Source organism: Okeanomitos corallinicola TIOX110, assembly GCF_038050375.1.
In the GTDB taxonomy this organism is placed as follows: Bacteria; Cyanobacteriota; Cyanobacteriia; order Cyanobacteriales; family Nostocaceae; genus Okeanomitos; species Okeanomitos corallinicola.
The window spans coordinates 4,385,007-4,405,475 of sequence record NZ_CP150886.1 but is presented as its reverse complement, the minus strand read 5'-3'; the positions used below and the strand labels follow the sequence as shown (position 1 = coordinate 4,405,475).

12 protein-coding genes, 1 tRNA gene and 1 pseudogene are annotated in these 20,469 nt (G+C 38.8%); 7 read left to right on the top strand and 7 right to left on the bottom strand.

The genetic code is table 11. From position 1 onward, the window contains the following. The first annotated feature begins 287 nt into the window (after positions 1-287). The 6 genes and pseudogenes from WJM97_RS19280 to WJM97_RS19255 form a co-directional block, all read left to right on the top strand. Positions 288-749, top strand: a complete 462-nt coding sequence (locus WJM97_RS19280) for a tRNA (cytidine(34)-2'-O)-methyltransferase (RefSeq protein WP_353930386.1) — start codon at positions 288-290, stop codon at positions 747-749. A 786-nt stretch (positions 750-1,535) separates the two neighbouring features. Next, positions 1,536-3,875 (top strand): peptidoglycan DD-metalloendopeptidase family protein, encoded by a 2,340-nt coding sequence (locus WJM97_RS19275; protein WP_353930385.1) that lies wholly within the window; start codon positions 1,536-1,538, stop codon positions 3,873-3,875. 173 nt (positions 3,876-4,048) lie between these two features. Further along, positions 4,049-4,122 (top strand) — tRNA-Met (locus tag WJM97_RS19270). Positions 4,123-4,269: 147 nt separating this feature from the next. After that, positions 4,270-4,863 carry a protoporphyrinogen oxidase HemJ gene (hemJ, locus tag WJM97_RS19265; RefSeq protein ID WP_353930384.1) on the top strand — a complete coding sequence of 198 codons (594 nt, stop codon included), beginning with the start codon at positions 4,270-4,272 and terminating at the stop codon, positions 4,861-4,863. Between the two features lie 52 nt (positions 4,864-4,915). After that, positions 4,916-5,776, top strand: a complete 861-nt coding sequence (locus WJM97_RS19260; RefSeq protein WP_353930383.1) for a DUF6671 family protein — start codon at positions 4,916-4,918, stop codon at positions 5,774-5,776. Positions 5,777-6,104: 328 nt separating this feature from the next. Then, a pseudogene (locus WJM97_RS19255) lies at positions 6,105-6,382 on the top strand (IS4 family transposase); the annotation flags it as partial. 107 nt (positions 6,383-6,489) lie between these two features. Here WJM97_RS19255 and WJM97_RS19250 read toward each other — a convergent pair. The 5 genes from WJM97_RS19250 to WJM97_RS19230 form a co-directional block, all read right to left on the bottom strand. Continuing rightward, positions 6,490-11,433, bottom strand: a complete 4,944-nt coding sequence (locus WJM97_RS19250; protein WP_353930382.1) for a response regulator — start codon at positions 11,431-11,433, stop codon at positions 6,490-6,492. A gap of 84 nt (positions 11,434-11,517) precedes the next feature. Next, positions 11,518-14,502: a methyl-accepting chemotaxis protein gene (locus WJM97_RS19245; protein ID WP_353930381.1), complete on the bottom strand. Its 2,985-nt coding sequence runs from the start codon at positions 14,500-14,502 to the stop codon at positions 11,518-11,520. A gap of 16 nt (positions 14,503-14,518) precedes the next feature. Further along, on the bottom strand, positions 14,519-15,079 hold the full coding sequence (locus WJM97_RS19240) for a chemotaxis protein CheW (protein WP_353930380.1): 561 nt from the start codon (positions 15,077-15,079) through the stop codon (positions 14,519-14,521). A gap of 13 nt (positions 15,080-15,092) precedes the next feature. Continuing rightward, positions 15,093-15,458, bottom strand: a complete 366-nt coding sequence (locus WJM97_RS19235; protein WP_353930379.1) for a response regulator — start codon at positions 15,456-15,458, stop codon at positions 15,093-15,095. A gap of 195 nt (positions 15,459-15,653) precedes the next feature. After that, complete coding sequence (locus WJM97_RS19230; protein ID WP_353930378.1) at positions 15,654-16,859, bottom strand: response regulator; 1,206 nt, start codon at positions 16,857-16,859, stop codon at positions 15,654-15,656. Between the two features lie 383 nt (positions 16,860-17,242). Between WJM97_RS19230 and hmpF the strand changes: the two genes are divergently transcribed. Then, positions 17,243-19,003 carry a pilus motility taxis protein HmpF gene (gene hmpF / locus WJM97_RS19225; RefSeq protein WP_353930377.1) on the top strand — a complete coding sequence of 587 codons (1,761 nt, stop codon included), beginning with the start codon at positions 17,243-17,245 and terminating at the stop codon, positions 19,001-19,003. A 33-nt stretch (positions 19,004-19,036) separates the two neighbouring features. On the opposite strand, the gene tilS is transcribed toward hmpF, so the two are convergent. Continuing rightward, positions 19,037-20,017 carry a tRNA lysidine(34) synthetase TilS gene (tilS, locus tag WJM97_RS19220; protein WP_353930376.1) on the bottom strand — a complete coding sequence of 327 codons (981 nt, stop codon included), beginning with the start codon at positions 20,015-20,017 and terminating at the stop codon, positions 19,037-19,039. A gap of 98 nt (positions 20,018-20,115) precedes the next feature. Then, positions 20,116-20,439: a KGK domain-containing protein gene (locus WJM97_RS19215; protein ID WP_353930375.1), complete on the bottom strand. Its 324-nt coding sequence runs from the start codon at positions 20,437-20,439 to the stop codon at positions 20,116-20,118. Between the last annotated feature and the right edge of the window lie 30 nt (positions 20,440-20,469).

Sequence of the window (20,469 nt, the reverse complement as noted above, 5' to 3'; positions counted from 1 at the left end):
ACTCTAATTGCTGATAGCAAAGCGTGGCCTTAGCCATACCCCTGACTCCTGCAAACAAGACTTTTTTTTGTTCACCCTATTAGTGACTAAATATACAATATTTGCATCCTGATCCATACATTTTAGGTTTAGAAAATCTAATCTTTCTTGACTTTTTCTAACCTATTAATAAAACCTATGGGTTTTTCTCTAGAGATGATAGATTGTATCGTATCCATCAAACTTCATCATGCCCTTAGCTATCAAGCTTTTAGTAGACTTTTGAGTTAAGAATTTTTAATTTTGATATGCCCCAGGTAGTCCTAGTAAACCCGCAAATACCTCCAAATACAGGCAATATAGCCCGTACTTGTGCTGCCACAGCCACAGAACTACATTTAGTCGGTCCCTTGGGATTTGAAATTAGCGATCGCTACCTCAAAAGAGCAGGATTAGATTATTGGCCCTACGTAAAACTGCACTATCACGAATCCCCAGCAGCATTCCAAATCATTCATCAGCAGCGTGGAGGTAGATTGTTAGGTTTTAGTGTTCGTGGCACAGAAAACTACACCAAATACCAATTTCAAGAAGATGACTGGTTATTATTTGGGAGTGAAACCAATGGTTTACCTGGCAACGTCCTCTCCATCTGCGATTCCACACTTTACATTCCCATGAATGAACCCGGAGTTCGCAGCTTAAATCTCTCCGTAAGTGTGGCTATCAGCTTGTTTGAATGCCGACGACAGCTAGGTTATTTACAATAGTTAATATAGCCATGAGTAAAAACACTTATTGGTAATAGAAAAAACAGGATTTTCCTATTCATGCCCTGGCAATATCTTCAGTAAAAACACTTAGCTATTTCCAGGGTACAGCCAATATTTAAATACAGAAGAAAGAATATCCAAAACAGTCAACTCATTCGTTCATTTTAATATAAGAAATTTGTATAGCAACTTTGAACCCATACCAAATAAGAATGATAGATTTTAATAAATTGAAAATTTATCTATCCAGGAGATACAATCAACCAAAGCATTTACCATCAAGCATCCCAGGTATTTGTAACCTAAAACACAATTATCAACGAAATAATAGGGTCTAAAGTTGTACGGTTGTTTTTTGGGAAATAAAAAGAGTAAAGTCTCCACTTGATAAGACGGATTAGATAAAAAAACTTAGAAAATATCTAAAGTAGGAACATTTAGTTTTTTTTAGAGGGCGCACTAGCACAAATGCTAACAGCAAAATTGGACTTAGCAAAGCTATCATATTTGTTTAGTTCCAGCCTGAACAGCAGCAGTGCGAAAACTGAAAAAATTAACAAGCAAAGGTTTTGTGAGGAGTGATAACAGACGAATCAAAGCCAAACTTTTAAGTTTACCCGCAAAAAATAAACTTGTCTAAATCAGAGAACCAGGTTAATCTTGCCTAAGTATCTCTGTTGAATGTGATCTTGATATGTCGTTTGATGTGATCTCAATCATGGATTAATATTCAACCCAAAAATCAAGGTCAGTTAAGCGAAGCGTGATCATAGGAGGTCGTCTTTGAAACGAGCATTAAAAAGTAGAGAAAAGGCTGTGTTGAAAAATAACCCTAAAAGTGATGGTGTATCGGTCGATCCGTCAAATGATATCACTCATAAAACAACCCGCCGTTCCGGAACCCAAGCAGCAATGATTGGCTTGGCTATCTCAATGGGTGCAACCAGCCTTTTGGTGACTCGACAAAGCGATCAAGCCCAAGCAGCAGCACCTGTTGGCGCTCAAAAAGCAGCATCAACAATCCCTGTTCTATCTGAAACTGAGATAAAATTCGCGGCCACAAAGCTGGAGTCCCAAGCCGTCTCTTCAGCGAGCGCGCCTGAAAATCCTGTCATCGTGGAACCAACAGCAGTTTCGCAAGTGCCTGGGCTTGAAGCTAAATGGCCAGTTGCAGCCAAAGAAGTAGCTGCACACATTCCCTCATTGGAAGCCAACGGAAACGCTATCTACCTGCCCGTATCAGCAGGGGAGGCAGTGAATAACAACTCAGTTCAGTCGAAATTACAAATAAATAACAAACTAACTGAGACAGCTAGTTCCACCACAGCAGTAACTGTAGAAACTGCGAACACTCTCACCAATGAAGTTGATCAACAACTCAAAGCACAACAAGAGTTTGCCCTAAGCCGATTACAAGAAAAATCGAACCGTTTAAGAAATAGTCTGGCGGAGTTGCGGTCTGAGGAGACCAAAAGTTCATCACCAACTGAACAAACCGCTATAGAGTTAACCAGTAAACCAAAAAAAGTAGCTAATAACAACTTATCTACAAAGTCGGAACACCTAACAGATGCCGACCAGGCCAGCCTAATATACAAATTAAAACAAGACAAACAGGCAGAAAAGTCCCCAGGAAACGCAGTTACAGCTACACCAGTTATACCTACAATACCTACAGTTGTTGCTCAATCAATCTCGACAACCTATGAAGTAAAACCTGGAGACACATTAGCGGAAATTGCCACTAACCACGGAACTTCTGTATCAGAACTCGTCAAAGCTAACAATCTTGACGACCCCAATCGGCTGCAAATCAGCCAAAAACTGGTTATTCCTACAGACAAAGTAGGACAAAGTAGCTACAGTCAGCCAAGAATAGCGGCAGTTCCTGTATATAACCAGTCTAACATCAACAAAAAAGTTGTTGATCCTAATCCTGCTGCTCTGAGCAAGCCTGATTTAGAGGCAAATCTGCCCGAAGTACCAGAAACACCAGTAGTTAGGAATAACAATACAGTTGCTATACCTATTCCAGTAGCTAAAGAAAATCGGGTAACTTTTAATCCCCCGACCATGAGAAGTGGTATTACCATTCCTGTCCCAGTAGTAAAAAATAATCAACTACCAACTCAGGAAATTCCAACCACCGCTTCTACATCCAATCAAGTGGGAGATGACAAGCAGCTAGTTAACCGTTTAGCAGAAAAGCAAGTACCTCAAAATCAGCCCCAGACAGTATCTAAAGTCAAAGGAACTGAGCGTATTCGTAGCTTACAAGCTGAAATTGAGAGACTACGGGAAAAATACCGCACTCAACAATCTGATGTCACCGTAGCAACAGCGACTGAAGATGAAACAGCAGCAGTACCAGTAGTTGTTGAGAAAAACAACAATAACTTTGTTGCTTCTGGAGCAAATGCTCAACAGAATAAAGTGGCAATTCCTGTACCTAAGCCCACATTGCCTAGCTACAAAGAACAGCCTACCAGGCTATTATTAAGTGCCACAAGACCTGAGCCAATCAATCCACAATTCCAGTCAAATCAAAAATCTTTAGGCAACTCCTCCAGTAGTTCATCTGGCATCAGGATTACAGTTCCTCCCGCCAACATGAACTCTAACGATTCATTGGGCAAATTAAGAGGAAGTATCGTTTCCCCAAGATCCACTGCTCTACCACCTTTGGCTGCTGTTGACAGACATTTACCCCAAGCTGTTGACCCCACCAACAACCCCAGCAAAGCTTACATCTGGCCAGCAAAAGGTGTCCTGACATCTGGCTATGGTTGGCGCTGGGGTAGAATGCACAGAGGTATTGATGTTGCTAACAGTACAGGTACACCCATTTACGCCTCTGCTTCAGGTGTAATAGAAAGAGCGGGCTGGAATAGAGGTGGTTATGGCAACTTAGTTGATATCCGCCACCCTGATGGTAGTATGACCCGTTATGCTCACAACAGCCGTATTTTTGTACAAGTAGGCCAAGAAGTAGAACAGGGACAAACCATCGCCGCTATGGGTAGCACTGGTTTTAGCACCGGACCCCATACCCACTTTGAAATTCATAAATCTGGTAAGGGAGCAATTAATCCTATCGCTTTACTACCAAAAGAGCGAATCTAATATCTGCTTGTTGTTGAATTTAGTAATTGCCTTGTTCCTGGAGGGAGAGATTCTCCCTCTTTTATTTTGCCAACTTTGAAAAATTTTTAGAAATATCAGCAAAAATTTTTGATTAAGTAATTGCCATAGCCCAAATAGTATGCTATCTTAATATTAAGTTGGTAAAACAACGCGGCTCAGTAGCTCAGTTGGTTAGAGTACGGGACTCATAAGCCTGGGGTCGTCAGTTCAATTCTGACCTGAGCCATTTTAAAATATTAAAAACGATGAATACCGATTATTAAAGGTTTTATGTAACCGTCAGGATACATTTTGTCCTTGTCAATAAGTACCTTAATCTAGTAAAGATAATAGATGTAGTCATCTAAAACATGATTAAGGCAGGTTGCAAATAATGGCTTATTATTGGTTTAAAGCATTTCACATTATTGGTTTTGTTGTTTGGTTTGCTGGTCTATTCTACTTAGTGCGTCTTTTCATCTACCATGTGGAAGCTAACCAAGAATCAGAACCTGCAAAGACAATCTTGAAAAATCAGTATCAACTGATGGAAAAACGCCTTTACAACATCATTACTATCCCTGGAATGATAGTAACTGTAGCAATGGCCATCGGTATTCTTTCCACTAATCTAGATTTGCTCAAAGAACCTTGGTTACATTTCAAATTGGGGTTTGTGGGTGTTTTGCTTATCTATCACTTTTACTGTGGTAGGTTAATGAAGCAGTTAGCCGCAGATGAATGTAAGTGGAGTGGACAAAAGTTACGAGCTTTAAATGAAGCACCAACTTTGTTATTAGTAGTAATCGTGATGTTGGCAATATTTAAAAATAATTTACCTACAGACATCACCGCTTGGTTAATTTTTGGCTTGGTGATTTTCATGGCTGCTAGTATTCAAATGTATGCCAAAATTCGTAGACGCAATAAAGAAAAGATGATGGCAGAAATGAATCCAGTTAATCAAGTTACTCAAGCACAGAATTAAGCTTTTAGGTGGGCTATGCCCACCCTGGTAAGATTGAGTTGTAAAAATAAATATGAGCAAGGAAATATTTAATAACCGTGTCGCAGTTCTGGCGACTATGCACCAAAAAGAAAAAGTAATTGCGCCACTGTTGCATGAATATTTAGGAATTAATGTGATAGTTCCTAAAAACTTTAATACTGATGTCTTTGGCACATTTACAAGGGAAATTAAACGTCCAGATACTCAAATTATTACTGCTAAATTAAAAGCAAAAGCAGCATTAGAAATAACAGGTGAAACTATCGCTATTGCTAGTGAAGGTAGTTTTATTCCCCATCCTAGTTTTCCCTATATTTATGCTAATAGAGAGATTATTATTTTTTTAGATCAAGAGAATGAATTAGAAATTATTGGTGAGGTATTTTCTACTGATACAAACTTTAATCATCAAATTATTCACAATTTACCAGCAGCAGCAGAATTTGCCCAAAAAGTAGGGTTTCCTGAACATGGTTTAGTGGTTTGGTTTGAAAAATCAACTTCTGGAAATCCCGAAATCATTAAGGGTATAAATACAAAGGAAAGATTGCAGGAATCTGTGAATTTTGCGCTAAATAATTCTCTTGATGGGAATTTACATATAGAAACAGATATGCGAGCGCTGTACAATCCTACGCGCATGGAGAATATTAAAAAAGCTACTCAAGATTTACTAAATAAAATTAATAGCTGCTGTTCACAATGTCGGACTCCAGGATTTAGTGTGACAGAAACAGTCAAAGGTTTACCTTGTGAAATTTGTCATCAACCGACTGTCTTAACTATGGCAATAGTTTATCAATGCCAAAAATGCAATTTCATAGATAAAAAGTTATATCCTCAAGGTAAACAGTTTGCTGATCCTAGTTTATGTAACTATTGTAATCCTTAGGTAAATGGGAACAATTTACAACTGACTAATGGGTAAGAATTTAATAAAGCCCTCTCCTGAACGGTTAATAACAAGAGAGGGTTTGGAGCTAAAGTCCGGTAGGGTAATCGGGCTATTTAATATTTAATATTGATTGTCTATTTATCAAGTCCTCCTGAAGATAGATCAATTTCCTGGCAAAAGTGTTTTTCTGTATAATATAAAAAACTTCAGGGGGCGACAAGCAAGGTGAAAATGAGATGTGGCAATAATTTGAGAAAATAAGATAGTAATTGAGAAAATAAAATGGTAAAAAAATAAGGGCAAGAAAGCCCCCCAAAAAAACAAAATGTTACCACAATCATATCAAACAATTTCCGAAAACATTTGAGTGAACAGCAGTATTTGACATTAGAGATATTGTTGTTATTAATACAAGCGCATCGCCAAATAAAACTATCAAAATTGGCCAGCTTGTTTCTGTAACCAATTAAATATGAAAGCAGGAAACGCAATCTACAAATATTTTTAAGAATAGGTAAACTCTGCGTAAAATTATTATGGTTTCCGTTGATAAAATATTGGATTAGGCAATCATTAACACCAAAGTACCTGAATCGAGAACAACTCTAATGAGGTACAAAGTTTAATCATGAAACTCTTGTGGTGCGGGCATCTTGCCCGCTAGATGTGTACCTTATAATATCGGAAAGTGCGGTATTTTCACCAATCATTTAAGCATTAATAAGTTTTTCTCCTTTGAGCATTCTGGAAGCTGCTTCTAGTAAAGCTTCTTCTAGATAGGGTTTGGTGAAGTAACCACTTGCACCGAGTTGGAAAGCCATTTGTCTATGTTTATCTGCACCCCGTGATGTCAACATGGCAATGGGTAAATGATTGAGAGAGCTATCTTTACTAATCCGTGACAGTAACTCTAGTCCATCACAGCGTGGCATTTCGATGTCACAGAAGACAATATCGCAAGGTAAACCAGAACGAAGTTTATCCCAAGCTTCTTGACCATCACGAGCCTGTTCTACACGATAACCTGCTTTGTTGAAGGAAAGAGAGAGCAGTTCCCGGACTGTAATTGAGTCATCCACAATTAACACTGTTGGTTCAATTTTTACCTCTGGAATTTGCTGTTCGGAAGGTAACGCCTTGCGCTGCCAAGAACCACCGCCTATTTGTCTGGACATCTTACCTTGGAAGATATCAATAATTTCCAAAACGTCGGCAATAGGCATAATTCGACCATCCCCCAGAACCGTCGCACCGGCTACACCGCTGGGTTTGGGTGCAGGTCCTTCAAATTGTTTAATTACAATTTCCTGTTCACTTAATACTTGTTCAATTTGCAGAGCAACCATTATACTTCCTGAGCGCACAACGACAACGGAAACCATGTCATCATCTCTTGTGCTGGAATAAATGTTACCGCGAGCTATCTGACGGTTGAATGCCAAAATATCCTGTAAAGGCCGGAAGGGTAAGACTGTATCCCGCCATTTAATAAATGATTGTCCTTCAGTATCTTTCTGAATATCTGTAGCAGGGATATCTAATGTGTCTTCTACACCATCCATTGGGAAGGCAATTCTGGATTTATCGGATAAACAGCACAGAGCTTTACAAATGCTGAGAGTCAGTGGTAGACGAATGGTAAATGTTGTTCCTTTACCTAGTGAGGAATCGGTGGTAACTGTACCGCGAATTTCATTGATATCATTAATGACTACATTCATACCCACGCCTCGGCCTTTGATGTCATCAATTTCATCGGCTGTACTGAAACTAGGTAAAAACAAAAGCTCATAGATATCAGCACGAGACATATTTTGCCCTTCTTCCGGTGTAATTATGCCTTTTTCTATGGCTTTTTTCTTCACCTTTTCGGGGTTAATACCAGCTCCATCATCTGTGACTGAAATGACGGTTTGATTACCTTGGTGGAAAGCACGGATAAAGATTTTTCCTGTAGGTGGTTTACCAGCAGCAGTACGGACACTGGGAAGTTCTATACCATGGGCGATCGCATTATTGAGCATATGTGTGAGGGGATCTTTGAGATGATCCACAATCATCTTGTCAATTGGTGTCTCTGCCCCTTCTGTTTCCAATTCTACTTGTTTACCATATTTAATAGCATTGTCCCGCACTCCCCGCCGCAAGTAATCAATTGTTTGGGCAAAAGGTACCATTCGCGCTCTGGTTAGTCCTTCTTGTAGCTGGGTGGTAACTTGACGGAACTGCCGCGCCACTCGTTCAGTTTCTTCGGTAACAAAGTCAATGTCGCTGGCTGACTCCCGAAGTCTGACGATATATTCTATAGTCTCTCTGGCAAGAAGATGGAATTCGTTAAACTCATCCATTTCTTCTGACTCAAAACCTCTATTGTTAGTATTTTGATTCAATCCATTTTCTCTGGCTCTACGGCTTTTTAATAGTGAAGCTTCCAACAGAGAACGCTCATATAACTCCTCCATTCTTGCACCCACATCCGAAAGATGCTGGACTTGAATCAGCAAGTTATCTAAGGACATTCTCAGCCGTTCATGATCTTGTTCTAAGGTATTCCTATTTACTACCAATTCCCCGACTAAGTTACTCATATCATCCAGTTGTTTAACTGGAATCTTCATACTTTCTTCTTTGATGCGACGAATAGTCGGACGTGGTGTTTTACTAATACTGGGTTTGGATATTCTTCCAGGTGAGTTAATAGTTTGATCTGCTTCAGCTAATAAAGTCTCCAAGTCCATAAACTCATCAGGTACTGAAGATTTATCAGCTTGTGTGGTTACTGACTCCTGACTTGGTATTGTTGCTGCTGCTTGCAAATTATCCGTTTTCAGTAATGCTTCTAAGTCAGCAAAATTATCTTCTGGTGCAGAATCTTGTTTGGGAGTTACTAATTCTTCATCCAGTAGAGAATCTAATTCGGCAAATTCTGTTTCTGCATTGTCAGTAGTATCTAAGGCAGGAAGTTCTAACTCTGTTGGATGTTCATTATCTTGACTGAAAGTTGTTTCTATTTGACCAAATAAGTTAGCCGTGTTTTCATCTGCTTCTGACAAAAACTCCAGGAAACTTGTATCTAATTCTAATGATGTTTCTATTTCTGCTGCTAAGTTTTCTAAGTCTACTTCACCAAATAAATTATCAGTGAATAAATCATCTATTTCTGCTTCTCCTGATTCCAGAAATTCTAGGAAACTGGTATTTAATTCTAAGGCTGTTTCAATTACTTCTGGTAAATTTTCTGATTGTGGTTGCTCACTTGCACTAATATCAAGAGTTTGATCACTAATTATTTCTGTGGTTTCTGGAATTTGTTCATAGCTATCTATGATGGTTTCTTGATCTAAGGAAGCTACTGAATTAGCATGACTATCATCATCAAAACCAGCAAATAAATCAAATTCTAAACCAGCCTCTGTATTAGTAGCTGGGCTACTTGATTCTGGTATCAATTCCAAAAGTTCTATATCTTGAGAGAAGGTTTCTATTTCTGTAAATTGGGTTTCCTCTGCTATGGAAGGTGTGGAAATAGAATTTTCTAAATCAGCAAATAAGTTATCTCCACTATTTGTTATCAACCAAGGATCTGTAATTTCAGCTTGGGCGTTATCAGCAACTTCAAATTCTCCTAAGTAAAAACTGAGGTTAGAAACTGGTTGTTGATCATCGCTATCTGCAACTTCTCCAGAGGCAGCAAACAAACTTTCTTCTAGTTCCTTTGCTCCATTTTGTTCTAATTCAGGGTTACTTGCTTGTGGGTGCGCTGTATTGAATGGAGTCCAGAAGTTATTAATATCATCTTCACTGACAGACTCTGAATCTGTATTTACAGGTAGTGCAAATAAATCACTAATTTCTAAATCATCCGCTGTTTCATTGAGTTCTTCTTCTTGTTCACCAAATAAATCTGAGGATGATATTTCTGGGATATATTCCTGTGTTTCAATTTCTGCTAAAGCTAGTTCTTCTGGTATTTCAGTGTTGGTATCTGCTAATAATTCCTCAATATTATTATCTGCAAAACTTAATTCTGGTTGATTTACTGGTTGATTTATATTTTCACCAATAGGAGCTAATAATCTATCAGTTTCTGATCCCAATTCTTCTGCAAATAAACTATCTAATGATTCATCAAAATCATCACTGTTTGTTATAGTCTCTGGAACAGATACAACTGTATCCAATGCAGGGAGGTCTTCTGTGACGTCATTGATTAATGATTCAACATCAACATCAACATCAATTTCAGAAGTTGTATTTAACTCAAATATTTCTACATTTTCTGATTTTGATATATTTTCACCAAAGAGTGAGTTCAGGTCTTCTATGAGATTATTTGTGGGTAGTCGCTCACTTGGCTCATCATTATCCAGGGACAGAAACTCCACTAAATCTTCATCTACTTCCTCAAGATGATAGTCAGTAATTCCTAAAGAATTAATACCATTTTCTAAGAGAGCAGATTCTTGTTGCCAAGTATCAAAATCGGGAGTTTCACCTTGAAATAAATCTTCTAAAGCTCCTAGTTCATCACTTCCTACTTCTAGACCATTAAGATCAATAATGTGAGGTAATTTCAATTCTTCACTATGATCCTCGAATATAGAATTGAAGTCAACAACATTTGATTCTGTATCAATCAGTGATATTTCTGGTACACCATCAAGGTTACTATCTTCTGGATTAGATGTGAGATCAAAAGCAATTTCTTTTGCTATATTTAGGTTATTTGTATTTGTTTGTACTGGTATTTCTGCTAGTTCAGTTTCTGTATTGATGGGCTGATCATCCCAGTCTAAATTTAGTTCTAATAGCTCAATTTCTGGAATTAGTTCCAGTGCTTCTAATTCTTGACTAACACTTATTTCTGATTCTCTGCCTTGAATAACTAATTCTTGCGCTTGTTTGATTTCAGTAATAATGATTTTAGCTAAAGTCAGATAGGTATTATCAGGGTTGGAGATCGCATGATCGGCTGATTGACATAATTTACTCCAATTAGATAAGTGATATTGTTCACCCAATTTTAATAATTGCTGACAGCATTGCTGTAATCTTTCCCTAGATGCAGATGTGTTGTCTTGTTTAAACAGTTGCAACATTGCCCGCAGGGACTGTAAAACTTGATTTTGAAATTCTGACCAATCTTTGTTGGTACTGGCAACAACTGACTTTGAAACTAGCTGTTCTACTGGTGCGGATATAGATTTGTTGACTACAGGACTACCATCTTTTGACTGTACCAGTTCTTCCAGGTGCTGATTCAGTTCAGCAATAATCGGTTCAGTGGCTGCCATTAAATTATTGGCTGTTTCCTCTGAAAGCCCAAAGGGACTACTCAGATCATCTAATAATGCTTTTAAAGTATCAGAAACACCAAGAAACAAAGTTTCTAATTTTTGATCAACTTCGACTTTGTACTCTTTGAGAACTTTAAAACAATCTTCTAAACGGTGGGATGTTTGTTGAATACTGGTTAATCCCAGCATAGCGGCTCCCCCTTTGATAGAGTGAGCGGCTCGGAAAACTTCATTAACCATCTCTGGGTCATTCAGGGTATCTTGTAGGTTCAGTAACCCCTGTTCAATGGTGTTCAGGTGATCTCTGGCTTCTTCGATAAAGTAACCCAAAATCCGTTGTTGTTGGTCTGACTGCATAACGAGGATGATGAATAAAGGATTAAAAATCAAACTGGGGGCAAAGCTGAAGCATGAATTCTATTTCATACTTCATTTCTGCTATTACCTGCTGTTGGGTTCAATGGTTTCCACTCGGAAACGTTCCACTGAAGCAATCAAGTCACGGGATACTCCCACCAAGTTTTGTAATGCTCCTGAAACTCGTTGTGCTTCTTGGGATGTGTGCTGGGCTGTAAGTTCAACTGACTGCATTACCTGAGCTACAGCGCTGGATGTTTCTGTCTGCTCTACGGTATCACTGGTAATTGAACGCACTAAAATGTCAATATGATCTGCTACCTGGATGATATTTTCTAGGGATTTCTTCGCCTCTTCCGCTAATTGTGTACCTTTAATTACCTGCTGTGTCCCTTCTTCCATCGCTGTCATTACTGAGCTAGTTTCGCTCTGAATTTGCATGACGATTTGTTCAATGTCTTTTAAGGACTTGGCAGATTTATCGGCTAACTGCCGCACTTCATCGGCAACAATAGCAAAACCTCTTCCTGCTTCTCCGGCTCTGACTGCCTCAATACTGGCGTTAAGTGCCAAGAGGTTGGTACGAGAAGCAATCTGGGAAACTAAGGCGACGATGGAGTTAATTTCTTGGGAAGATTCCGCTAATCGTTTAACTTTTCTAGTGGTTTCTGCCACGGTTTCTCGAATTTCTAAAATACCAGCTACGGTGTTTTCTACGGCTTCTCCTCCTTTGAGGGCAATTACACTGGCATCACGAGCTACACTTTCTGCTTCTTTTGCCGCTAATGCTACCCGTTGAATGGATTCTGTCATTTTTTGCACAGAATTGAGGGTGACACCTAATTCTTCTGCCTGACGTAAAGCATCCCCTGATAAGGCTCTAGCAAATGTTTCGGAGTTGGTTGATCCTTTGGTAACTTCTCTGGCTGCTACTTTTACCTGTTGGACAATATCCCGCAGGTTTTGAATTGTCAGGTTAAAGGCATCTGCTACCGCTCCTAATACATCTGCGGTTACTTCTGCTTGTACGGTTAAGTCTCCTCTAGCCGCTCCTTCTACGTCGTCTAGAAGGCGAATTACTTGCCGCTGTAAGTTCTCTTTGGCTTCTTCCTGCTCTACCGCTTTCCTTTGGGCTTCATTAGTGGTTATGAAAATGACCCTGGACATATCGTTAAAGCTGGTAGCTAAGTAACCTAATTCGTCTTCTGAATAAACCGTGGCTTGAACATTCAAATTCCCTTCTCGTACCGCATCAAATTGTGCCTGTAAGTCTTTGGTTGTGCGTCTGATCTGTTTGAGTGCCAGATTTCCCATGAATCCAGCTGTGATACCACCAGCCAGTCCTGCGGCTAAAGCCATGGCCCAGCCTGTATTTCTCACTGACTCCCGTTGTTCTGGCGGTGAAAAGTTGGTAGCTCCAAAGCTAATTAAAGCTGCTACTACTGCGGAAGTGAAACCTACTGAACCAGCAATGTACCATTGCTTTTTCTCTAAAGAGGCATTTTCAAAGAAGGCAAATACACCTTGCTCAACACTAACGTTGGGTTCTAGTTGGGAAACATCCGGTTTGGTAAATACGGGTACTGCTTCTTGCGCTCCGGTAATGGTGAATAGTTCTTCATCACGATCAGCATCTTGGTTAGATATGGAAAATTCTTCGGTAAAGTTGCTGCTGGTGCTACCTGCTTTTTCTCTGGTATCTGATACCAGTTCCATACTGTCATAATGAGAATCATCTTCGAGATCAAAGTTGGGAATGCTGCCTAAATCATTAAATTCTTCAAAATCATCCAAGAATTCTACGTTGTTTCTGGAGTTGTCTCCCTTGCCAAGATGATTCAAATCTTCGTCATTATCAAAACTGTCTGAACCAAAGGCGGATTCAAATGCTTCTATGTCAAAATTATCATTATCAAAGTCATCTTCTTGATTGTTGATGTTTGTGTGTAATTGTTGACTACTAACATTGTGATTCAAAGAGCCTGAAATTTGAGTGGCTAAGTCAGGATCTGGCTCAGACTCTAATTGTTCTGAAATATTTTCTGGCCAATTATTTGCTTCACTCCAGGATATATTTTCATTGCTATTGTTAACTAATTTATTCGTATTATTAGCAATGTTTAAATCTCCCATGCTCTGTTCTAGTGATTCTGGTGGATTTTCTTCACTCATTAATTGAGAGGGAACTTCCCAGTTATTATCTGGGGGGAAATTCGTTTCTGTAAATGGTGAATTTATATCAGCATCATTTAGTGCTGAAAGTTCCGATTCTGAGTCCAATTCTGTGTGAGAAAATGGACTACTCTCGTCTGAATTCTCCTTTTCACTAGATGAAATATTGTCTTGCCAAAAAGAAGGTAGCTCTAAATCTCCAGATACTTGACTAAAATCATCACTAGATTCTAAATCTGAGAATGGTTGTTCTAAACCTATGGGTGATTCTAGTTCTTCTATGCTTTCATTGCTATTATCACTAGATTTTAAGTCTGATAATGGCTGGTCTAAAGTAAACGGATCATTACTGAAACTGAATGAATTATCTGTTAATTGCTCTAAATCACTTTCAAAAGGATTATTTACAGATATATCTTCTATAGCATCTGCTGATGGTTCATATTCACCAAAAGCTTTAAAATCGAAGTCAAAGTCGTTGTTATCCAAATCTCCGCTAGTTCCTAAATCTAGTAAATCTGGTTCATCTGGTTCATCATTTGCCACACCATGGGGATCTCTTAAAGTCGTGATCATCCCATTGGGTTCTAGCTCTGAATTATCTGCAAACAATGATATATCCAGAGACTGTTGGATATTTTCTAAATAGCTGCTTGCAGAGTCTAAAATTTCCTGATCATCTGTTAAATGAAACACATACTCATATTCAGCTTTAGCAATGTCATATTGTTGCAAAACATAATAAATGTGTCCCCGCAACAGATGGGAATTAGCGTCATTTGGTAGCTTATTTACTGCTTGGTCTACTAAAGTAGCCGCAATTTCATAATCTCCCTGTCCGTAGGCATCAACTGCCTGTTGGTATATTGAATTTCGATCATCTATATTTGCTGCCATTTCCTCCCTCCCGACTTCATCCTGCCCACCTAGCACTCCGTAAAATTGCCGTCTGATCTATTAGCCGCAGATACTTATTATTTTCAGTATCTAACCATTCTCCCCGGAGAAAAGGAGCCATGGTGTCTGGCACATTACTGGGTGGCATCAATGACTGTACATCCAGCCAACCCATACCACATATTTGATCTACTCCTAAACCTACTATGATATCTTGATCTTCAATAGCAATTACTGGTATCTCAGACCTATCAGTATTTAACTCTGTTGCCTCTCCCAGAAATTGTCCTAAGTCTGCTACCCAAATTAATCGGCCTCGTAAGTTGAGAGTACCCAAAAGTAGCGGTGACGCATTAGGAATTGGGGTGATCCGGTCTGGACTTAGTTCTATAACTTCCCTGATACCGGTCGCCGGTAGAGCAAACTCCTGATGTGAAGGAATGTAAAATCTTAAATGTAATTCTCCTTTTGGGTCTATGGCTTGCGCTACACCGACACCATCAGGACTGTCTAGTTGTAATTCTGGGCTAAATTTGTCTTGACCACTGCCACTCAAAAAGTTTGGTTTACTAACCATGATGTTTTCATCCTTATCCCCGCAGCAGTTGTTTAACTGTTCCTACCAATTCCGTTGGTTGAAATGGTTTGGCTATGTAAGCATCTGCTCCCTGTTTCATCCCCCAGTAGCGATCAAATTCTTCTCCTTTGGAAGAACACATGACTACGGGGACGTTTTGGGTTTTGGGATCGGATTTTAAGCGCCGACATAGTTCGTATCCGTTCATTCTAGGCATGACAATATCTAAAACTACTAGATCCGGTGGTGTTAGTTGAATAGCTTCTAAAGCTTCTACTCCATCACCAGCATGATTAACTTTTAAGCCACTGGCTTTGAGAAGATCGGTGATCATCTCCCTTTGGGCAATACTATCTTCGACAATCAGAACTGTACTCATAAATTTCTATGTACCTCCTACCTGAAAAATTTTTTCTGAAATCCTCACAAATTCTTTTTTTTCAAGAATAAGTGTATAAATTAATTCTACTGTTTAATTAATTCATCTATCATAAGCGTTTTCCTGGGTTTTGCTGATTATGTGATAACATTTTTTACTCTATCTGTGAGCAAATCTACAAGTTTTCTTTTGGGTTTATATTTTTACACTAGAATCTTTGTCAATGTATTTTTCTACAAGCATAATTAATTCTGTATCGGTAAATGGTTTTGTTAAGTAGTCTGTAGCTCCAAGCATACTAGCTCTAACTCGATCAATAAATCCTTCCTTACCTGTTAGCATGATGATGGGTACAAGTTTAAATGCTGTAGAATGTCGTAGCATAGCGCAAATTTCATATCCATCTAATTCGGGCATTGCAATGTCGCATAAAATTAGGTTCGGTTTAATTTGAAATACCAGACTGAGGGCTTCTAACGGTTTTGTCATAGAAATCGCTTCATATCCCTGGGGTCTTAATATTGACTCTACATTTTCACAGATAGCGATCGCATCTTCAATACATACTACCCGTCCTTTATATTTATTTTTCTCTTCCCATGTAGATGTTGTCATACTAGGGGTAGATGTACCTGAATATACCAATTGTAACCATCCCTGTTGTACATAGGGATATATTGCTTTCGCTACCGTTAAAATATCACGGTTGAGATAACGAGCCAATTGGCGCAGGGATACTTTCCCATCTGCCCAATTTTGTAACTTATTGACTGTCGCTGCTGGTAGGGATTCTGTTAATCTAGGTAGATCAGCTAAAATTGGTAACTGTTCTGGTGATTGAATATGGGGATATAGCTGCTTCCATTCCTGGACTTGCTTGGTGATTTTTGTCACTAAATCTCCAATTGCTAAACTGGTTAATTGGGGAACAAGTCCTGTACCTAAATCGAAAATAAAACTACCTTGGTGTAAACTCAACAGATCAAATAGTGTCTCATGTACTAATCCATGAATAATATTCTTAGCTGCTTGTGGAGTAATAATATTTTGTTCTAACAGTAACCAAATATAAGCATATTCTGGGGAATTCGTAGATGCCAAAGCCACAATTTGTGTTCTATTGAGTCTTTTTTCAACTCGGTAATGCCGCAAATAGTCATCAATTCTAGATAAATTACTTTCTCCAGCTTGACAGTAGACTATTTGACCGTTTAGAAAAAATACAAACCATGACTTGGCTTGACTCTCGGTAGCAGAACGATTGTAAGGGGGGTTGTTACTACCGATTTTGTTACCCTGATAGGTCTGATGCGACTCTACCCATAACTGACCGGTTCTTTGCCCTAATTCAATTAGCTGTAGGATACTACAAATATCAATTTCATTTAAATTTCCCTGCATTTACTTACACAACCCTCCTTGGGTTTATTAAACAACTACTTCAGAAATGGTGACATTCAGTTTTTCTCGCTTGGTTCGGCTTTTCCAGGATTCTGTTCTGGATAGTTGTAGTAGAAACTTAGATACAATCTGTTTTTCTGAGCAGTTAAAAAAAATAGTGTTATTATGGTAGTCATAATCACTATTATGTATACAGAATATAAGAGATGCGATCTAGCTAAATGTACCAAATATCAAGATATATGAAGATGTCGAATATCACTCTCATCAATAATTTTGTCTATCTTGTGCTGCTAAACTGAGGTTAAACAGGACTAGTTAACAGAATAATCTAAGGTATAGACCAAAACACAAATGTAAAGTACATCAAAAGGATTAGCGGTGTGCTGTATTTAGCAGAAGTACAAAAACAAAAAGTCGGTTTATTGGGTGGAGGTTCTAAAACTGAACTGAAGCTACTAGCTTGTCAACGCAGTGATCAGAATTGGAACAATGTTTCAGAAGATATCATTGCTGCTGAAGAAGCAAGCAAGTTAAATGATGGCGCACTTGTCTTAGTGGAATTGAGTCCGAACCGCCAAGTGCAACGAATTCAAGAAGCAGGACGACCATTGGTAAATATCTTGCAGAATTTTTCCCGCCAAGTGGAAAAGTTTAAGCTCAAAGAAGATGAAATTGACCAGTGGAAGCAATCTCTGATGTTCCAAGTCCAAGAGCTAAATCGCCGTGAAATGGATATGGAATCACGGTGGGAACAACTCCAAAACCTGGAAAGTGAGGTTGATCGTCTAGAGGAACAAAAACAAGAAGTTGAATCATCCCGTGAGGAAATCGAACAACTCAAAGCGGAGGTTGAACGGAAAAGTCAGGAACTAGAAGGAGCTTGGGAGCATTTACGGGGAGAACAAAGTCGTCTGGATGAACTCAAAGCTGATTCAGCCCAAGCCGCTGTTTTAGATGAAGCACAAAGTACACATATTGTGAGTTTGTTAGATCGCTTGTCCAATGGCATGGGTTCTACGGCAATTTTACAGGAAAACCTCAATCTTGTTTTTGAACTTGTAGAACAGCAACAAGGTACTCTCAACCCACATTGGCAACAATTGGAGTCAGAGCGCAATTTAGCTCAACAACAACAAGGGGAAATTGATCAATTGTCCCAAACTTTGAGCGATCGCCAATCGGAATTACAGCAGTTCCAAAGTTCTCTAGAGTCAAAAATCTCTCAGTTACAACTTTCTCAAACTCAACTCGACTCTAAAAAAGAGTTTTCTCTCCTTCTGGAAGAGCAAAAACGCAGTCAGGAAAATTTATACCAAAATGGTAAAGTTTTGGTCGCAATGCTGGGGAATATGTCTTTTGAACCCTATGTAGATGTGGAAGCTTTACAAAACTTGCCGATGGAGGAATTACAAAAACAGGTTCAGGATTTGCAAAATAAACTGGAAATAGATTCTAGTTTTGTGCGAGACCAAGAACAAGAACTAAATTTCAAAGATCAATTTATAAAAGAACTAGAAGCCAAGATAAAAACCGCTTCGGAAGATGATAAAAAACGGTTGGAACTGGAATTAGCAGAAGAACAAGACCTGTATCAAATGCTTAATAAAAGTTTAAAACCACAACGTAATAACTTATTCAAGCAGGATAAGATTTTTAAAGAACATCAAAATGTACTAATGTACAGACAAGGGCATTCTGTTACTAATACTTCAGGGGATAATACAGCTGAGTTAAAATCTATTCTGGCTGAAATTGAGAAACAACAGGAAAAATACTCCCAGGAGTTACAAAATTTAGAAACTGAAATTCAACAACTAACTACTCAAGTTGAATCTCAGCAAGGGGAAATTGATCAACAAACCAATGAATTGGAGTCTAAACGTCAAGAAATCAAATCATTGACAGAACAATTACTCAACTTGCAAACAGCAAATGCTGAGTGTTTAGGTAAAGTTAATCTTTATCAAGAGACATTACAGCCTATTCAAGATTGCTTGGATGGGATTAGGGATAAACTCACAGAAATTTCTAATTCCTTAAATGATGTGCAAACAACAGGTGATTCTCAAATTCAGGCTGTTTCTGAAATGCGTGAGACTCTCCAAGGTTTGATTTCCTCTACGGAATTATTAGCATCATAGAAAGGATGAGGGGTGAAAAACTTCATCCTTCATCTAAACTCTTTTGATGAAAATCCACTCACCTGCGACGATGGCGATCGCACCCCCTGGAAACGGATCGGTTTGAGAACGATTGGGTGCGGTAATTAAAGCGGTAATTTTTTCAATATGTTCAAAGTTAGGAGCATCCGGTAATATTTCTTGGAGTATTTGGCGCATCACCCGACGTTGCAAAGCTAAGGGTTGTTTTTTTAAAAGATGACGATTTACCTTTAAATCTCCTTTCTCACCCTTTACTGAGGCTTCTACCCGCAATTGGTGAGCTATTTGTTCCATATGTTCTACATCCGCTTGTAGGAGTTCAGCGGTTCTTGCTAAGTGGGATTCTACTTGGGGGTTAAAATTCGCTGTTAAATATGGTAGTAATTCCTGACGGATGCGATTACGAGCATATTGTAAATTTTGATTGGTCGAATCTTCCCAAATGGGTAAATTAAAATCTTGACAGAACTTTCCTGTTTGGGTGCGGGTAACTTCGAGTAAAGGACGTACCAAAACAATATGATCAGTTAGTTGACGTTGCCAAGTTAAAGCTTGTAAACCATCCGCACCAGTACCACGCATTAAATTGTAAAGTAAAGTTTCCGCGCGATCGCTGGCTGTGTGTCCAGTGACTATATATTGATAATTATCAACTTGGGCTATATTGGTTAAAGCTTGATAACGCCAACTTCTAGCAGTAGCTTCACTATTAACAGGATTTGTAGCGGTTTCTAAATAAAAAGGTACATTCCAAGTTTGTGCTAAATTTTTGACATGATCTGCGTTTGCTTGGGAGTCTTCACGCCAACAATGATCACAATGGGCGATCGCTAGACTCCATCCCCATTTAGGTTTTAAATCTAATAATAATTTAATTAAGCATAAAGAGTCTTGACCACCGGAAACTGCAACTAATAAATTTTCGTTACGCTTAAATAAATGACGGGCGCGGATGGTACGATGTATTTGGGCATGGAGTTGAGACCAGGTCATCCGATTTAACTGAGGATTTTAAATTAATTATATGGCGTTGGTGAATTATTTAGTTGGGAACGCAGATAAACGCAGATGTACCCATGGTCAAATTAAGTTTAGTGATTTAACGGTGCAGTTTCTAGATTTGAGTGTGAATTATTACTAACTTCTATCTCCTGTGTTTTTGTTTCTGCGGGGCAAAATTCTATCCCAATTCTGATTTTTCCCGTTTTCCAGGAATCACCAGGTCTGAGTACCTTTGCTTCCATTCCTGCGGTAAAAAATTGTGTGTCTGTCTTATTCACACAACCTGCGTATTTTTGCAGTATTTCGATAATTTCTACGACGGTGAAGGTTTTCGATACTTCTAATCTCTCGAAATTTCCAGGGTTAACGGAAATTACATCATCTGAATCTAGTCTATCAAATTTCTTATTCATAGTGCTAAATTTATCACTCCATCAAGCTAA

What these genes read in the sequence shown, in the direction of transcription:
- WJM97_RS19280 (WP_353930386.1), top strand. Translation starts at nt 288, where the DNA reads ATGCCCCAGGTAGTCCTAGTAAACCCGCAAATACCTCCAAATACAGGC.
- WJM97_RS19230 (WP_353930378.1), bottom strand. Translation starts at nt 16,859, where the DNA reads ATGCAGGGAAATTTAAATGAAATTGATATTTGTAGTATCCTACAGCTA.
- WJM97_RS19245 (WP_353930381.1), bottom strand. Translation starts at nt 14,502, where the DNA reads ATGGCAGCAAATATAGATGATCGAAATTCAATATACCAACAGGCAGTT.
- WJM97_RS19215 (WP_353930375.1), bottom strand. Translation starts at nt 20,439, where the DNA reads ATGAATAAGAAATTTGATAGACTAGATTCAGATGATGTAATTTCCGTT.
- tilS (WP_353930376.1), bottom strand. Translation starts at nt 20,017, where the DNA reads ATGACCTGGTCTCAACTCCATGCCCAAATACATCGTACCATCCGCGCC.
- hemJ (WP_353930384.1), top strand. Translation starts at nt 4,270, where the DNA reads ATGGCTTATTATTGGTTTAAAGCATTTCACATTATTGGTTTTGTTGTT.
- WJM97_RS19235 (WP_353930379.1), bottom strand. Translation starts at nt 15,458, where the DNA reads ATGAGTACAGTTCTGATTGTCGAAGATAGTATTGCCCAAAGGGAGATG.
- WJM97_RS19240 (WP_353930380.1), bottom strand. Translation starts at nt 15,079, where the DNA reads ATGGTTAGTAAACCAAACTTTTTGAGTGGCAGTGGTCAAGACAAATTT.
- WJM97_RS19260 (WP_353930383.1), top strand. Translation starts at nt 4,916, where the DNA reads ATGAGCAAGGAAATATTTAATAACCGTGTCGCAGTTCTGGCGACTATG.
- WJM97_RS19250 (WP_353930382.1), bottom strand. Translation starts at nt 11,433, where the DNA reads ATGCAGTCAGACCAACAACAACGGATTTTGGGTTACTTTATCGAAGAA.